Source organism: Pseudomonas sp. 4CAES_32.4 (genome assembly GCF_058136335.1).
The window spans coordinates 542,094-557,419 of the sequence record NZ_CM176882.1; the positions used below are offsets into that span (position 1 = coordinate 542,094).

Consider the following 15,326-nt stretch of genomic DNA (forward strand, 5'->3'; position numbering starts at 1 on the left):
TTCTAACTTTTGTTCGACAGTCCTTCGCGTAGCGGGTTTTCACCATTCACTACAAGCGGCCATTTACACGCCGATCAAGGATAGACCATGACCCTGCCCGTGCTTGCCGAACTGCCTGCCATTCTCCTGCCGTTGGTCACTCGATCCGAGCAGTCGTTCCGTACGGCCGTCGCCGAGCTTGAAGACGATCACGGCTTCGCCAATTGGACGCCAGAGCGCTGGGCGCAATTCGCCCGCGTCACCGCTGCCAGCGAGTTTGTCATTGAACAGAGCGTTCGTGACCCTTTGATGTTGTTGGCGCTGGTGCAGTCCGGTGAGCTCGACCGGGCCTTTGCGCCGGGTGAATTGTGTGCGCAGATTTCCGCTGCGGTGAACGCGGCGCAGACCGAAGACGAACTCGGTCGCGCCCTGCGTCGCCAGCGTGCGCGCCATCAAGTGCGGATCATCTGGCGTGATCTCACCCGTCAGGCCGATCTGGTGCAGACCTGCCGCGACCTCTCGGACATGGCCGACGCCACCATCGACCAGGCTTATCAATGGTTGTACAGCCGTCATTGCGAACAATTCGGTACACCGACCGGTCGTCGTAGTGGTTTGCCGCAGCCGATGGTCATCCTCGGCATGGGCAAGCTCGGCGCCGTCGAGTTGAACCTGTCTTCCGACATCGATTTGATTTTTGCCTACCCCGAGGGTGGCGAAACGGTGGGCGTGAAGCGCTCGCTGGATAATCAGGAATTCTTCATTCGTCTTGGCCAGCGGCTGATCAAGGCGCTGGATCCGATGACCGTTGACGGTTTCGTGTTTCGCGTCGACATGCGCCTGCGCCCATACGGTTCGTCCGGCGCGCTGGTGTTGAGCTTCAACGCACTGGAGCAGTATTACCAGGATCAGGGTCGCGACTGGGAACGCTACGCGATGATCAAAGCGCGGGTGGTGGCGGGCGATCAGGTCGCCGGCGCGCAGTTGCTCGATATGCTGCGCCCGTTTGTTTATCGGCGTTATCTGGATTTCTCGGCGATCGAAGCGCTGCGCACCATGAAGCAGCTGATCCAGCAGGAAGTGCGGCGCAAAGGCATGGCCGACAATATCAAGCTCGGCTCCGGCGGGATTCGTGAGGTCGAGTTTATTGCTCAGGCCTTCCAGTTGATCCACGGTGGCCGCGACTTGAGCCTGCAACAGCGCCCTCTATTAAAGGTGTTGAGCACGCTGGAAGGGCAGGGCTATCTGCCGCCGGCCGTGATCAGCGAGTTGCGCGAAGGCTACGAGTTTCTGCGTTACACCGAACACGCGATTCAGGCGATTGCCGACCGCCAGACGCAGATGCTGCCGGACGGCGCGCAGGATCAGGCGCGCATTGCCTTCATGCTCGGTTTCGCCGATTGGGATGCTTTCCACGAAAAACTGATGTTCTGGCGCGGCCGTGTCGCCTGGCATTTTGCGCAAGTGATCGCCGATCCCGACGAGGAAGACGGCACCGAAAGTGAAGTGGTAGTCGGCGGTGAATGGCTGCCGCTGTGGGAAGAAGAACAGGACGAAGAGGCGGCTTGCCGACAGCTGGAAGAGGGCGGTTTTGCCGATGCGAGCAAAGCCCTGAAGGCGTTGGCCGGTTTGCGCAGCAGCCCGCAACTGCGGGCAATGCAGCGACTGGGGCGCGAACGTCTTGACGCGTTTATTCCGCGTTTGCTGGCGCAAGCGGTTGAACACGCCAATCCCGATCTGGTGCTTGAGCGCGTGTTGCCGCTGGTGGAGGCGGTCGCGCGGCGTTCGGCTTATCTGGTCTTGCTGACGGAAAACCCCGGCGCGCTGCGACGCTTGCTGACGCTTTGCGCGGCGAGCCCGTGGATCGCTGAGCAGATCACGCGCTTCCCGCTGCTGATGGATGAATTGCTTAACGAAGGGCGTTTGTTCAAGCCGCCTCTGGCGCCAGAGTTGGCCGCCGAATTGCGCGAGCGTCTGACGCGAATCCCCGAAGACGATCTCGAACAACAAATGGAAGCCCTGCGCCATTTCAAACTGGCGCACCGCTTGCGCGTCGCCGCCTCGGAAATCGCCGGCAGCCTGCCGCTGATGAAAGTCAGCGATTACCTGACCTGGCTCGCTGAGGCGATTCTCGAGCAAGTGCTGGCCCTGGCCTGGCGTCAGACCGTGGCCAAGCATGGCACGCCGCTGCGCACCGACGGCACCTTGTGCGATCCCGGCTTCATCATTGTCGGTTACGGCAAAGTCGGCGGTCTGGAACTGGGGCATGGTTCCGATCTGGATCTGGTGTTCATCCATGACGGCGATCCGCAGGCGGAGACCGACGGCGCCAAGCCAATTGATGGTGCGCAGTTCTTCACGCGGCTGGGACAGCGGATCATTCACTTGCTGACGGCGCAGACCAACTCGGGCCAGCTGTATGAAGTGGACATGCGTCTGCGGCCGTCCGGTGCTTCGGGGCTGTTGGTGAGTTCGCTCGGCGCGTTTGCCCGCTATCAGGAAAATGAAGCCTGGACGTGGGAGCATCAGGCTTTGGTGCGCGCGCGGGTGCTGGTTGGCAGTCAGGATGTCGGTCAGGCGTTCGAGAAGGTTCGTGCGCAGGTGTTGGGCAAATCCCGAGATCTGGCGAAGTTGCAACAGGAAGTGAGCGAGATGCGCGCGAAGATGCGCGACAACCTCGGCACCAAGAGCACTGCGGCCGGCACAGCGGCAAATGCCTTCGACGCCACGGCGCCGTTCGACCTCAAGCAGGACGCCGGAGGTATCGTCGATATTGAATTTATGGTGCAATACGCGGCTCTGGCGTGGTCGCACAGCCACCCGCCATTGCTGCGCTGGACCGATAACATCCGCATCACGGAAGAGCTGGAACACGAAGGGCTGATGCCTGCCGAAGACGCCAGCCTGTTGCGCGAGGCCTACAAGGCCTACCGCTCCGCCGCCCACCGGCAGGCCTTGCAGAAGGACCCCGGAGTGATTGCCGGAGACCAGTTTGTCGAAGAACGGCGGCAGGTTTTGCGGATATGGAAAGAGATGGGGCTAAGCTGATTCACGGACTTGTGGCTAATGCAAAACCCTGTAGGAGTGAGCCTGCTCGCGATAGCGGAGTATCAGACAACATCAATGTTGAATGTAACGACCCCATCGCGAGCAGGCTCACTCCTACAATGGATCTGCGCTGAGTCGCAGATGTGTGAACAGATGCAAAACCCTGTGGGAGCTGGCTTGCCAGCGATAGCGGAGTATCAGACGACAACAATGTTGGATGTGAAGACCCCCATCGCGAGCAGGCTCGCTCCCACAGTAGATCTACAGTGTTTGTAGAATTCTCGAGGCGGGGAGGCGTAAATGCCTCCCCGGTTCGTTTTTGGAAACCACATGAATATTCTGATCGTTGGGCCCAGTTGGGTCGGTGACATGGTGATGGCGCAGACACTGTTTCAGTGTCTCAAGCAGCGCCACCCGCAATGCGAAATCGACGTGCTGGCCCCCGAGTGGAGCCGGCCGATCCTCAAGCGCATGCCCGAAGTGCGTAAGGCCTTGAGCTTCCCGCTCGGCCACGGCGCGCTGGAATTGGCGACGCGTCGGCGCATCGGCAAATCCCTGCGCGGTCAGTACGATCAGGCTATTCTGCTGCCCAACTCGCTGAAATCGGCGCTGGTACCGTTCTTCGCCGGTATCCCGAAACGCACCGGTTGGCGCGGCGAATTCCGCTACGGCCTGCTCAACGACGTGCGCACCCTCGACAAAGAACGCTATCCGCTGATGATCGAGCGTTTCATGGCGTTGGCCTATGACGCGAACGCCGAGCTGCCTAAACCGTATCCACGTCCAAGCCTGCAAATCGACCCGGTGACCCGCGAAGCGGCGCTGGCCAAGTTCGGCCTGAGCCTCGACCGTCCGGTGTTGGCCCTGTGCCCCGGCGCCGAGTTCGGCGAGTCCAAGCGCTGGCCCTCCGAGCACTACGCCAAAGTCGCCGAAGCGCGTATCCGCGAAGGCTGGCAGGTGTGGCTGTTCGGCTCGAAAAACGATCACGCGGTCGGTGAAGACATCCGTGCACGGCTGATCCCAGGCCTGCGTGAAGAATCGGTCAACCTCAGCGGCGGCACCTCGCTGGCCGAGGCCATCGATTTGATGTCCTGCGCCGACTCGGTAGTGTCCAACGATTCCGGCCTGATGCACGTCGCCGCCGCGCTGAATCGTCCGTTGGTGGCGGTTTACGGTTCCACTTCGCCGGGCTTCACTCCGCCGCTGGCCGAGCACGTCGAAGTGGTCCGTCTGGGGCTCGAATGCAGCCCGTGTTTCGACCGTACCTGCCGCTTTGGCCATTACAACTGCCTGCGCCAGCTGATGCCGGACGCGGTCAACGATGCCTTGCAGAAATTGCAGGGCTCTGTGGTCGAGGTTCATTAAGTTGCGGGTACTGTTGATCAAGACTTCATCGCTGGGCGACGTGATTCACGCGTTGCCAGCGCTGACCGACGCCGCCCGGGCCATTCCCGGGATCAAATTCGACTGGGTTGTGGAAGAAGGCTTTGCCGAGATTCCGACCTGGCACCCGGCCGTCGATAAGGTGATTCCGGTGGCGATCCGCCGCTGGCGCAAAAATATCTGGAAAACCATCACCAGCGGCGAGTGGAAACGCTTCAAGCAAAGCGTGCGCGCGAACAAATACGACTTGGTGATCGACGCCCAGGGCTTGCTGAAAAGCGCCTGGCTGACCCGTTACGTCAAAGCCCCGGTGGCCGGGCTCGACAAAGGTTCGGCCCGTGAGCCGATGGCCTCGCGTTTCTACGACCGCAAACTGGCCGTGGCCCGTGGTCAGCACGCCGTCGAGCGCGTGCGGCAGTTGTTCGCTATCGCCCTCGGTTACGACTTGCCCAAAGGTCTTGGCGATTACGGCCTCAACGTTGAACGACTGGTCGAGCTGCCGCGCAAAAACGCCTTCGTGGTGTTTCTTCACGGCACGACTTGGGACACTAAACACTGGCCGGAAGCCTACTGGCGTGAGCTGACCGAACGCGTCAGCTACCTCGGCGTCGGCGTCAAGCTGCCGTGGGGCAACCCGCAGGAAAAGGCTCGTGCCGAACGCATCGCCGCCGGTTTCAAACACGCCGAAGTGCTGCCGAAACTCAATCTGGCCGGCGTCGGCAAAGTCCTCGCCGGCGCGCAAGCCTGCGTCGCGGTGGACACCGGTCTCGGCCACTTGGCTGCGGCGCTAGACGTGCCGACCATCTCCCTGTTCGGTCCGACCAACCCGGGCCTGACCGGCGCCTACGGCAAATTGCAGATTCACCTGGCCAGCGACTTCCCGTGCGCGCCGTGCCTGCAAAAGAAATGTACCTATCAACCGACCGCGCAGGATGCCCGTCAGTTTGACCTGAAGCGTGAACAGCCTCTGTGCTTCACGCGTCTGAACCCCGAGCGTGTCGCCAGCCGACTGAGCACGTTGTTAATGGCTGAGGAGCTGCGCTGATGCAATTGGCATTCGTCCTGTACAAATATTTCCCGTTCGGCGGCTTGCAGCGCGATTTCATGCGCATCGCCCTCGAATGCCAGAAACGCGGACATCAGATCCGCGTTTACACGTTGATCTGGGAAGGCGATGTGCCCCCCGGTTTCGAAGTGCTGGTGGCGCCGGTCAAAGCATTCTTCAATCATCGTCGCAACGAAAAACTCAGCGCGTGGATGGCAGCGGATCTGGCCAAGCGCCCGGTGGATCGTCTGATCGGCTTCAACAAGATGCCAGGGCTGGACGTTTATTACGCCGCCGACGGCTGCTTCGAAGACAAGGCGCAGAACCTGCGCAATTCGCTATACCGCCGCTGGGGCCGCTATCGCCACTTCGCCGAGTACGAGCGCGCGGTGTTCGCCAAAGACGCGAAAACCGAAGTGCTGATGATTTCCGAAGTGCAGCAGCCCCTGTTCATCAAACATTACGACACGCCGCTGGAGCGCTTCCATCTGCTGCCACCGGGCATCGCCCAGGATCGTCGGCGTCCGGCAGATGCTGACGAAATTCGCGGCGGTTTCCGCGCCGAATTCAATCTGAAGGACGACGAACTGCTGCTGGTGCAGATCGGTTCGGGCTTCAAGACCAAAGGCGTCGATCGCAGCCTGAAAGCACTGGCCGCATTACCCGCCGAGCTGAAGAAACGCACCCGGCTGTTTGTAATCGGCCAGGATGACCCCAAATTGTTCCAGATGCAGAGCGCGACTTTGGGCTTGGGCGATAACGTGACGTTCCTGAAAGGGCGCAGCGATATCCCGCGTTTCCTGCTCGGCGCCGACTTGTTGATCCACCCGGCGTATAACGAGAACACCGGTACGGTTTTGCTCGAAGCACTGGTTGCCGGTTTGCCGGTGCTGGTCAGCGCGGTCTGCGGTTACGCTCATTACATCGCCGAGGCCGACGCCGGTCGAGTGCTGGACGAGCCGTTCGAGCAGGCGCAGCTGGCGCAATACCTGACCGAAATGTTGAAAGACGACGCTGCACGCGCGGCCTGGAGCCGCAATGGTCTGGCCTTCGCCGAAACGGCCGACCTCTACAGCATGCCGCAGCACGCGGCCGATGTGATTCTGGCGGAGCACGCTTAATGAAGTTGATGCTGGCTGAACCGTTCAAAAGCCTTTGGGCCGGACGCGACCCGTTCGCCGAAGTCGAAGGCTTGCAGGGCGAGGTATACCGCGAGCTGGAAGCACGCCGGACACTGCGCACGGAAGTCGACGGCAACGGATTCTTCGTCAAGATTCACCGTGGCATCGGCTGGGGCGAAATCTTCAAGAATCTGCTGACCGCCAAGCTGCCGGTACTCGGCGCGGGCCAGGAGTGGAAGGCTATCCAGCGTCTGCAGGAAGTCGGCGTGCCAACCATGACCGCCGTCGCCTACGGCGAGAAGGGCAGCAACCCGGCCGATCAGCACTCGTTCATCGTTACCGAAGAACTGGCGCCGACCATCAGCCTGGAAGACTTCAGCATCGACTGGATCAAGCAGCCGCCCGAGCCGAAACTCAAGCGCGCACTGATCGCCGAGGTTGCGCGCATGACTGGCATGATGCACCGCGCTGGCGTCAATCACCGCGACTGCTACATCTGTCACTTCCTGCTGCACACCGATAAACCGGTAACGCCGGAAGATTTCAAACTCTCGGTGATCGACCTGCACCGTGCCCAGACTCGCGCAAAGATCACCCAGCGCTGGCGCAACAAGGATCTGGCCGCGTTGTATTTTTCGGCGCTGGACATCGGCCTGACTCGCCGCGACAAGCTGCGTTTCCTCAAGGGCTATTTCCAGCAGCCGCTGCGGCAGATTCTCGCGGAAGAAGCGCCGTTGCTGAGCTGGCTCGAAGGCAAGGCCAATAAGCTTTATGCGCGCAAGCAGCGTTACGGGGATGCGCTCTGATGGCGGGTTGGATCCTTGAACCTGAATACAGCGATCTCGCCGACGACTTCGGCAGCCTCGAAGCGGTGTTCGCCCTGCAAGGCGAGCGCCTGACCCGCGACCCGCTGTCGGAAGTCATTCGCGTCGAGCGCAACGGCGTCAACTACTACGTAAAACGCTACGTCGGCGCCGGTAAGGGCTTGCGCCGTTACCTCGGCAAGCCGCGGGTAAAGATGGAATGGCAGAACCTAAAGCGCTTCGCCAAGTGGGGCATTCCCACCGCTGAAGTGGTGGCCTGGGGTCTGGAGCGACGCGGTGCGGCGTACAACCGTGGCGCGATGATCACCCGCGAACTGCCGCGCACAGAAGACCTGTCGGCGCTGGCCGAGCGCAACGATCCCAAGCTCAAGGATCGCGCCTGGGTTGATGGCGTCAGTCGGCAGTTGGCCGCTTACACGCGGACGATGCACGACCATCGCTTCACCCATAACGATCTGAAGTGGCGCAACCTGCTGATCGACGATCAGGCGCAGTTGTTTTTGATCGACTGCCCGAACGGTGATTTCTGGCGCGGTTTCTGGCTCAAATACCGCATCACCAAGGATCTGGCGTGCCTCGACAAGGTTGCCAAATATCACCTGTCGAACACCCAGCGCCTGCGCTTCTACCTGCAATACCGTGGGCGGGATCGCCTGAATGCCGCTGACAAGAAGCGCATTCGCCACGTGGTGAGATTTTTCGAGGGACGCGAATGACTGATTTTCTCGCCGCTGAAGACCGCGCGCTGCTTGAGCGCAATGGCCTCGGCACGTTTGACGCCCTGTGGGCCAAGCAGCTCGAAGCGGTGGACGAACCGAACACCGACGGTGGCGGCTGGAGCAGCGTGTTTCGCCTTGAGCTGGAAGGTCATGCCTACTACCTCAAGCGTCAGAGCAACTACCTGACGCGCACTCTGCACGCGCCATTCGGCGAGCCGAGTTTCGCCCGCGAATTTCGCAATATCAGCCGCTACAACAAGCTCGGGATCCCGGCGCTGCAAGCGGCGTTCTTCGGCCAGCGCAAGGTCGACGGCGAAGTCCGCGCGATCCTGCTGACCCGTGCGCTGGCCGGTTGGGACGATCTCGATTCGTTGTTGCAGCGCTGGTCGGAACTGACCACCACGCAGCAATCCGCGATCCTCAATGCCTGTGGGCAACTGGCGCGACGCCTGCATGGCTTGCGCCAGGTGCACGGCTGTTTTTACCCCAAACATATTTTTCTGCAGGCGGACGGCAGCGGCTATCAGGCGCAGTTGATCGACCTGGAAAAGACCCGGCCCTTGCTGTTCGGCATGCGTGATCGGGTCAAGGATCTTGAGCCGCTGCTGCGTCGCGCCCCGGAGTGGAACGAAGCGCAATTGCGCGAGTTGCTCGCGGCCTATCTCGATCAACCGGCGGACAGTTCGCTGGTCGACAGCTGGGTGACGCGTCTGACCGCGCGGCGCAGTCGCAAGGAAACTCGTTGATGCAATTGTCTGACCTGAAAAGCGCCGGGCGCACGCCCGCTCTGCCGCTGACGATTACTTTGGCCGATGCCGCAGGCCCGGCGGATTTGCAGTTGCTGACGCTGTTGCGAGTGTTGCCGGGGCAGCGTTATGTCGGTGCCGGTGTATGGCGCGGTCGACCGGTGTTGGCCAAGTTGCTGGTCGGCAGCAAGGCTGCGCGGCATTTTCAGCGTGAACTCAATGGCGTGAAGCTGCTGGCTGCGCAAGGCCTGACCACACCGCTGCTGTTGGCCGATGGCTTGAAAGACGGCGAGGGTGGTTGGCTGTTGTTCGAGTTTCTCGAAGGTGCCGAGAGCCTTGGCGATGCCTGGAGTCAGGTCGAGTCATTGCCGGTGCTCGCCGATGAGCAATCGGCGGTGCTGGCCGAAGCGCTCGGTGCGATCGCCCAACTGCACGGCAAAGGTCTGTGGCAGGAAGACCTGCACCTCGACAATCTGCTGCGCCACGACGGCCAGTTGTATTTGATCGATGGCGCCGGGATCTGCGCGGAAGCCGCCGGTCAGCCGCTGTCGCGGCAAAAGGTGCTGGAAAACCTCGGCGTATTTTTCGCCCAGTTGCCCAAGTCACTGGAGCCGTTCACCGAAGAATTGCTGGTGTATTACCTGCTGAGCAACGCCGAACACGCACTGCCGCTGGAAGCGTTGCAGAAGCAGATCGACAAGGTGCGCGCCTGGCGTCTGCGCGATTACCTGATCAAGGTCGGTCGTGAGTGCACACTGTTTGCCGTGCAACGCGGTGCATTCGGTCTGCGCGCCATTCGTCGCGAGGAAGACGCGGCGATGGTGCCGGTGCTGGAGCAGGCCGATGCGCTGCTCGATCAGGGCCATCTGTACAAGACCGGCGGCGCGGCGAGTGTCGGCAAGGTCGACGTGGCCGGGCGCACGCTGGTGATCAAGCGCTACAACATCAAGAATTTCGCCCATTGGCTCAAGCGCTTCTGGCGCCCGAGCCGTGCGTGGCATTCGTGGCGTGAAGGCAATCGACTGGCGTTTCTCGGTATCGCCACGCCGAAACCGCTGGCAGTGCTGGAAAAGCGTTTCTTTTGGCTGCGCAGCCGCGCTTATCTGATCACCGAATACCTGCCGGGGCCGGACATCATCGAGCGGTTTGCGCCGTATGTTGAAAGTGGCGAGGCGCCGGAGTCCGAGTTACACGCACTGGATCAGTTGTTCGCGCGATTGATTACCGAGCGCATCAGTCACGGTGATTTCAAGGGCCACAACCTGTTCTGGCAGGAGGATCGCTGGGCGCTGATCGATCTGGATTCGATGTGTCAGCATGGCTCGCTGGGTAGTTTTGCCCCAGCCTATGCCCGCGATCGTGCGCGATTCATGCGCAACTGGCCGGAGAGCAGCGCGTTGTATCAAGTGATTGATCAGCGGTTGCCTAAAGAAATCTCCAGCGCTGCCTGAGCCGCCTTCGCGAGCAAGCTCGCTCCCACATGAAATGCGTTCAAGATGTGGGAGTGAGCTTGCTCGCGAAGATATCTGCCAAAACACTACAAATCCCCATGGGGAAACGGTGGACAAACTCCACTGACTTCTCCTACAGCTTCTACAGAAGCCATGAACTGTGCGGCCTCCAGCCCCGATGCTAATTTGCCTGACGACTACGGAGGGCAACGCGTGAGTATCAAAAAGGCTGTGACACTGAGTGCTTTTTCATGGGTTTTATCAGGCTGCGGCAGCGCCCTGACCGTGCTGCAGGAAGATGCCGACGTCGCCCGCGACATGCGCAAACAAAAAACCTACTGCCAATCCATTCCACGGATCTACAGCGGTCTGGCCTATGACTTCTGCGTATTGAACGCACCTCCCGATCCCACGGGTTTCCTGGTGCCATTCGTGCTGCTGGACCTACCGCTGTCCGGGGTCTTCGACACAGTCTCCCTGCCGTACACGATTTATCGGCAGATCGAAGATGGCAATCTGAATATTTACTGGCGTTCAGGTGGCGGGTAACTGGTTTGCCTTCGATAGCCAAGTACAGCGATGTCAAGGCCCCAGCCATAATCCCTATCACCTCGCTCTCGGCTTTTGCCTGGAAACGCTCTATGAGTTCTTGCAGGAAAAGAATCAGCAAGGGGCAGTGACGCATGTGATTTTCGAGCGCCGAGGGAGGCGGGAAGATAACGAGCTTGAGTTGGAGTTTCGCAGGATGTGCGGTGGTGCGAATCGTTTGGGAATTCAACTGCCATTTGACATCGTCTTTGCCACAAAACAAGTAAATTCCACCGGTCTGCAGCTCGCTGATCTCATTGCGAGACCCATCGGCATGAGCGTTCTGGGGGCTGGTCAGGAAAATCGTGCTTTTGAAGTGCTCAAGCGAAAATTTTACTGCAGCGGCGGGCGGAACGAAGTCGGAAAGGGTTTCGAGAACTGGGGCTTGAAGTTTTTCCCTGCGCCAGAAAGCGAAAAGCCCCGGTGATCTCACCGAGGCATTAGCGCCGACCGGGATCCCCCAGTCCATTTGCGAACGAGCATATGACGAGAGGTACAGAGTGTCAACGCGCAGGCGCGGCAGTTCGGCTAGAGGCTTGTGGGCGCTTTTACGCTATAATCCCGCCCTTTAGCTGTCTCTCGCCCGGTGCGAGGGCACATCAATTTTCAAGGCGCATCGCGCCTGCATGCAGACTAAAGAGGCTAAACCCCTGTGGCATTGACGATTCTTGGCCTGTCCGGCGCCCTTAGCCATGATCCCTCAGCAGCCTTGTACATTGACGGCAAGCTGGTGGCGGCGGCTGAAGAAGAGCGCTTCGTACGCGATAAACATGCAAAGAACCGCATGCCCTACGAATCGGCAAAGTTCTGCCTCGAGCAGGCCGGTATCAAGCCGTCTGACGTAGACGTGGTGGCGATTCCATTCGCGCCGATCAGCCTGTTCGGCAAGGCCCGCTGGCACTACGCCAAGCGCTACTGGTACGCGCCGGATCGCGCCCTCGATGCGATCCTGATGGGCAACCGTCGCTACAAGCGCTATCGCAACAAGATCGTCTGGTGCCTGGAACAGCTGGGTTTTGATCCGAAAAAGATCAAGATCGAGCCGGTCGAACACCACCTGGCACACGCCTCCAGTGCCTACCACTGCTCCGGTTTCAAAGAGAAAACCGCGATCCTCGGTATCGACGGCAAGGGTGAGTACGCCACGACCTTCTTCGGTTATGGCGAAAACGGCAAGATCCACAAGATCAAGGAATTCTTCGATCCGGACTCCCTCGGCGGTCTGTACGGCGCAATCACCGAGTTCCTAGGCTTCGAGATGCTCGACGGTGAGTTCAAGGTCATGGGCATGGCGCCGTACGGCGACGCCAGCAAATACGACTTCTCGCGTCTGGCCTCGTTCGAGAACGGCGAATTGGTGATCAACACCGACTACGCCAACGTGATCGGCCTGCGCCGCTACAAAGAGAAGGGCAAAGGCTTTTACTTCTCGCCGAAGCTGATCGAATGGCTGGGTCCGAAGCGCGAAGGCGACATCGCCGACGAGCCGTACATTCACTACGCCGCGAGCATGCAAGCGCTGTTCGAAAAGATCTCGCTGCAGATGATCGACCACTACCTGGGCGACGTGCTCAAGGAAACCGGTAAGCTCGCGTTCGCCGGCGGCTGTGCGTTGAACGTCAAGCTGAACCAGAAAATCATCGCGCGCAATGACGTCAAAGAGCTGTTCGTCCAGCCCGCGTCCGGCGATGCCGGCACCGCTGTCGGCGCTGCCGCTTACGTGTCGCATGCCCGAGGTGTACCGGTCGAGAAGATGGAACACGTCTACCTCGGCCCGTCGTACAGCAACGAAGACGTGATCGCCGCGTGCGCCCGTCACGAGAACAAGCCGACCTGGCGCAAGCTGGACAACATGCCGGAGCAGATCGCCAAGATCATGGTCGATGGCAACCCGGTGGCCTGGTTCCAGGGGCGCATGGAGTTTGGCCCGCGCGCACTGGGCGGTCGTTCGATCATCGGTTGCCCGAGCATTCCGGGCGTGGCTGACCGCATCAACCACCAGATCAAGTTCCGCGAGCGCTGGAGGCCTTTCTGCCCGTCGATGCTCGACACGGTTGCACCGCAGATGATCAAGATCGATCACCCGGCGCCGTTCATGACCTTCACCTTCGAAGTCGCGGACGAGTGGAAAACCCGTGTACCGGAAGTCGTCCACGAAGACGGTACGTCCCGTGCCCAGGTGCTCAAGCGCGAATACAACCCGCGCTACTACGACATGATGAAAGCGCTGGAAGTCCTGACCGGCAACGGCGTGTCGCTGAACACCTCGCTCAACCGTCGTGGCGAACCGATGATCTGCTCGCCGACCGATGCGTTGAACATGTTCTTCGGTTCGGATCTGCAGTACCTGATCATGGAAGACATTCTGGTGGTCAAAGAGGGCGCAAACGCTTATGACTCGCTCGGCTGAACGCCATGTGCTGCAGTTCTGTCACGGCTATGACGGGCCGTTCCTTGACTGCGTACGGCAGTATGCCAGCCTGTTCGCGGGCACCGGTTATCGGGTGACCACGGTCTTTCTGACCGGGGCCGCCGATAGCGAGGTGGCCGCAGCGTGTGCTTCCGATGAAGTGTTGTTCATGGAATACAGCTCCAAGGCCATTCGTGGCCTGAAGCTGGGCGCCATCGGCGATCTGCGCAAGATCGCCGCTTCACGCAATTTCAGCTTCTGCATCGCCCATCGCTTCAAGCCGATCTATATCGCCTTGCTCGGCACTTCGTTGCCGGTGATTGGCGTGCACCACGCGTTTGACGATTACAAACGCGGTACGCGCAAACTGTTCGCGCATATTTTCCGCAAGCGTCTGAGCCTGCTCGGCGTGTCCGATGCGGTGCGCGACGACATGCGTCGTTGCCTGCCGAAGTGGCCGCAAGAACGTATTCAGACGCTGTATAACCGTATCGATGTGCCTGCGCTGCAATTCAGTCAGGTGTCCGCCCGCGAAGCCCGCGAGACCTTGGGTCTTGCGCCGGATGCGTGGATTGTCGGCAACGTTGGCCGGCTGCACCCGGACAAGGATCAGGCAACTTTACTGCACGGTTTTGCTGCTGCGTTGCCGGGGTTGCCGGGCAACAGCCAGTTGGTGATTCTCGGCAAGGGCCGTCTGGAGCAGGATCTCAAGGAACTGGCCCGCGAGCTGGGTATCGGCGATCGCGTGCTGTTCCTCGGTCAGGTGCCGGATGCACGCAATTATTTCCGTGCCTTCGATGTATTTGCCTTGAGTTCCGATCACGAACCGTTCGGCATGGTGCTGCTGGAGGCCATGGCTGCCGGCGTGCCATTGCTCGCCACCGCGTGCGGTGGAGCGAAGGAAGTGGTCGAAGGCGTAGGCATTCTGTTCCCGTTGGGCGATGCCGAACACTTGGCGCAAGGCCTGCAACATCTGGCCGGTATGGATGATCAACAGCGCCTTCAGTGCGCCGAGATGATGCTCGATCGTCTGCGTGAGCGTTTCTCCGACCGTGCGGTGCGTGACACCTTCTGGCGTCTGCCGCAAGTTATCGATCTGGCACCGAGGGGCTGATGCTCAACCGATTTCAAGGCTGGCGCGAACGTGGCTGGTCGCCCGTCGACGCCTCCACCTATGCAACCACCTGGCAGCGTTTCGGCGGCAGCGTCGCGACTCACCCGTTGGTGGTCGAGCGTCTGGCTGATCTCGCCGGCATCCCGGTGCGCTATCTGGCCTGGGAGCAACAAGGCGAGATCAAAGCGGCGATCCCGACCTGGGGCCGCGATCTGGCGTTGTCCAAGGACGTGCTCAAGCGCCATGGCAAAAAAGGCCTGTTCGACCTCGGCAATGCCGAGCTGATTCTGCCCGCTGCCGCTAATGCTCAAGCCCCACTGCGCCATCGAGCACGCTATCTGTCGGCGCTCAACGAAACCCGCTTCAGCGGCCTCAAGTTGCAGACCGAACAACTGGCCATGGCCCGTACCCCGGAAGAACTGTCGAAGAAGTTTCGCTACAACCAGCGTCGCGAATTGCGACTGCTGGAAGAGGCAGGCGGTGTTGTGCGTGCGGTCAGCGAGTTTTCCAGCGCCGAACTGGCGGCCATCTACTGCGATCTTTTCCAGCGTCGCTGGGGTTTCCCGGCCACTGGCGCGGCACGCATGGCCGAAGTGATTGAGCTGCTGCGCGAGCTGTTGATCGGCTCGGTGATCTTCCTTAACGATGCGCCGATCGCGATTCAACTGGTGTACCGCGTCGAAGCGCCGGAGTGGATCAGCGTCGAATACATCAACGGCGGCGTCGACCCCGAAACCCGCGAATTCAGCCCCGGCAGCGTGTTGAGTTTCCTCAATACGCAAAGCGCCTGGGAGCACGCGCGAACGCTGGACAAGCCGTTGCGCTTTTCCTTCGGTCGCGCCGACCGTGAATACAAGGATCGCTGGTGCAATCCTGTGCCGGTGTTCACCGTATGAGC

Annotated in this window: 12 protein-coding genes and 1 pseudogene; all 13 read left to right on the top strand. The window is 60.4% G+C overall.

Annotated features, from left to right (window positions below):
• The first annotated feature begins 87 nt into the window (after positions 1 to 87).
• The 13 genes and pseudogenes from glnE (at position 88) to AC3Y64_RS02445 (ending at position 15,324) form a co-directional block, all read left to right on the top strand.
• Positions 88 to 3,027: a bifunctional [glutamate--ammonia ligase]-adenylyl-L-tyrosine phosphorylase/[glutamate--ammonia-ligase] adenylyltransferase gene (gene glnE / locus AC3Y64_RS02385; protein ID WP_489986308.1), complete on the top strand. Its 2,940-nt coding sequence runs from the start codon at positions 88 to 90 to the stop codon at positions 3,025 to 3,027.
• Positions 3,028 to 3,357: 330 nt separating this feature from the next.
• A complete protein-coding gene (gene waaF / locus AC3Y64_RS02390) occupies positions 3,358 to 4,392 on the top strand; it encodes a lipopolysaccharide heptosyltransferase II (protein ID WP_489986309.1) in 1,035 nt (344 codons plus the stop codon).
• A gap of 1 nt (position 4,393) precedes the next feature.
• On the top strand, positions 4,394 to 5,455 hold the full coding sequence (gene rfaC / locus AC3Y64_RS02395; protein WP_489986310.1) for a lipopolysaccharide heptosyltransferase RfaC: 1,062 nt from the start codon (positions 4,394 to 4,396) through the stop codon (positions 5,453 to 5,455).
• Positions 5,455 to 6,576, top strand: coding sequence for a glycosyltransferase family 4 protein (locus tag AC3Y64_RS02400; protein WP_489986311.1), 1,122 nt, complete (start codon positions 5,455 to 5,457; stop codon positions 6,574 to 6,576). Before rfaC ends, AC3Y64_RS02400 begins: the two co-directional genes overlap by 1 nt.
• Positions 6,576 to 7,382, top strand: coding sequence for a lipopolysaccharide core heptose(I) kinase RfaP (rfaP, locus tag AC3Y64_RS02405; protein WP_489986312.1), 807 nt, complete (start codon positions 6,576 to 6,578; stop codon positions 7,380 to 7,382). Before AC3Y64_RS02400 ends, rfaP begins: the two co-directional genes overlap by 1 nt.
• The gene (locus tag AC3Y64_RS02410) at positions 7,382 to 8,116 is read left to right on the top strand and encodes a lipopolysaccharide kinase InaA family protein (protein ID WP_489986313.1); all 735 of its coding nucleotides are present in this window, start codon (positions 7,382 to 7,384) and stop codon (positions 8,114 to 8,116) included. The genes rfaP and AC3Y64_RS02410 overlap by 1 nt, the downstream gene beginning before the upstream one ends.
• Positions 8,113 to 8,865 carry a lipopolysaccharide kinase InaA family protein gene (locus AC3Y64_RS02415; protein ID WP_489986314.1) on the top strand — a complete coding sequence of 251 codons (753 nt, stop codon included), beginning with the start codon at positions 8,113 to 8,115 and terminating at the stop codon, positions 8,863 to 8,865. Before AC3Y64_RS02410 ends, AC3Y64_RS02415 begins: the two co-directional genes overlap by 4 nt.
• Positions 8,865 to 10,316, top strand: coding sequence for a lipopolysaccharide kinase InaA family protein (locus tag AC3Y64_RS02420; RefSeq protein WP_489986315.1), 1,452 nt, complete (start codon positions 8,865 to 8,867; stop codon positions 10,314 to 10,316). Before AC3Y64_RS02415 ends, AC3Y64_RS02420 begins: the two co-directional genes overlap by 1 nt.
• A gap of 213 nt (positions 10,317 to 10,529) precedes the next feature.
• Positions 10,530 to 10,865 carry a YceK/YidQ family lipoprotein gene (locus AC3Y64_RS02425; protein ID WP_489986316.1) on the top strand — a complete coding sequence of 112 codons (336 nt, stop codon included), beginning with the start codon at positions 10,530 to 10,532 and terminating at the stop codon, positions 10,863 to 10,865.
• A 34-nt stretch (positions 10,866 to 10,899) separates the two neighbouring features.
• Positions 10,900 to 11,331: pseudogene (locus AC3Y64_RS02430) on the top strand (DUF3800 domain-containing protein); the annotation flags it as partial.
• A gap of 225 nt (positions 11,332 to 11,556) precedes the next feature.
• A complete protein-coding gene (locus AC3Y64_RS02435) occupies positions 11,557 to 13,314 on the top strand; it encodes a carbamoyltransferase family protein (RefSeq protein ID WP_489986317.1) in 1,758 nt (585 codons plus the stop codon).
• On the top strand, positions 13,298 to 14,428 hold the full coding sequence (locus AC3Y64_RS02440) for a glycosyltransferase (RefSeq protein ID WP_489986318.1): 1,131 nt from the start codon (positions 13,298 to 13,300) through the stop codon (positions 14,426 to 14,428). The genes AC3Y64_RS02435 and AC3Y64_RS02440 overlap by 17 nt, the downstream gene beginning before the upstream one ends.
• Complete coding sequence (locus AC3Y64_RS02445; RefSeq protein ID WP_489986319.1) at positions 14,428 to 15,324, top strand: antimicrobial resistance protein Mig-14; 897 nt, start codon at positions 14,428 to 14,430, stop codon at positions 15,322 to 15,324. The genes AC3Y64_RS02440 and AC3Y64_RS02445 overlap by 1 nt, the downstream gene beginning before the upstream one ends.
• Positions 15,325 to 15,326: the final 2 nt, after the last annotated feature.

Bases quoted from the DNA above. Each gene is read 5' to 3' on its own strand.
- AC3Y64_RS02415 (WP_489986314.1), top strand. From the start codon at position 8,113: ATGACTGATTTTCTCGCCGCTGAAGACCGCGCGCTGCTTGAGCGCAAT.
- glnE (WP_489986308.1), top strand. From the start codon at position 88: ATGACCCTGCCCGTGCTTGCCGAACTGCCTGCCATTCTCCTGCCGTTG.
- waaF (WP_489986309.1), top strand. From the start codon at position 3,358: ATGAATATTCTGATCGTTGGGCCCAGTTGGGTCGGTGACATGGTGATG.
- AC3Y64_RS02400 (WP_489986311.1), top strand. From the start codon at position 5,455: ATGCAATTGGCATTCGTCCTGTACAAATATTTCCCGTTCGGCGGCTTG.
- AC3Y64_RS02445 (WP_489986319.1), top strand. From the start codon at position 14,428: ATGCTCAACCGATTTCAAGGCTGGCGCGAACGTGGCTGGTCGCCCGTC.
- AC3Y64_RS02440 (WP_489986318.1), top strand. From the start codon at position 13,298: ATGACTCGCTCGGCTGAACGCCATGTGCTGCAGTTCTGTCACGGCTAT.
- AC3Y64_RS02420 (WP_489986315.1), top strand. From the start codon at position 8,865: ATGCAATTGTCTGACCTGAAAAGCGCCGGGCGCACGCCCGCTCTGCCG.
- rfaP (WP_489986312.1), top strand. From the start codon at position 6,576: ATGAAGTTGATGCTGGCTGAACCGTTCAAAAGCCTTTGGGCCGGACGC.
- AC3Y64_RS02410 (WP_489986313.1), top strand. From the start codon at position 7,382: ATGGCGGGTTGGATCCTTGAACCTGAATACAGCGATCTCGCCGACGAC.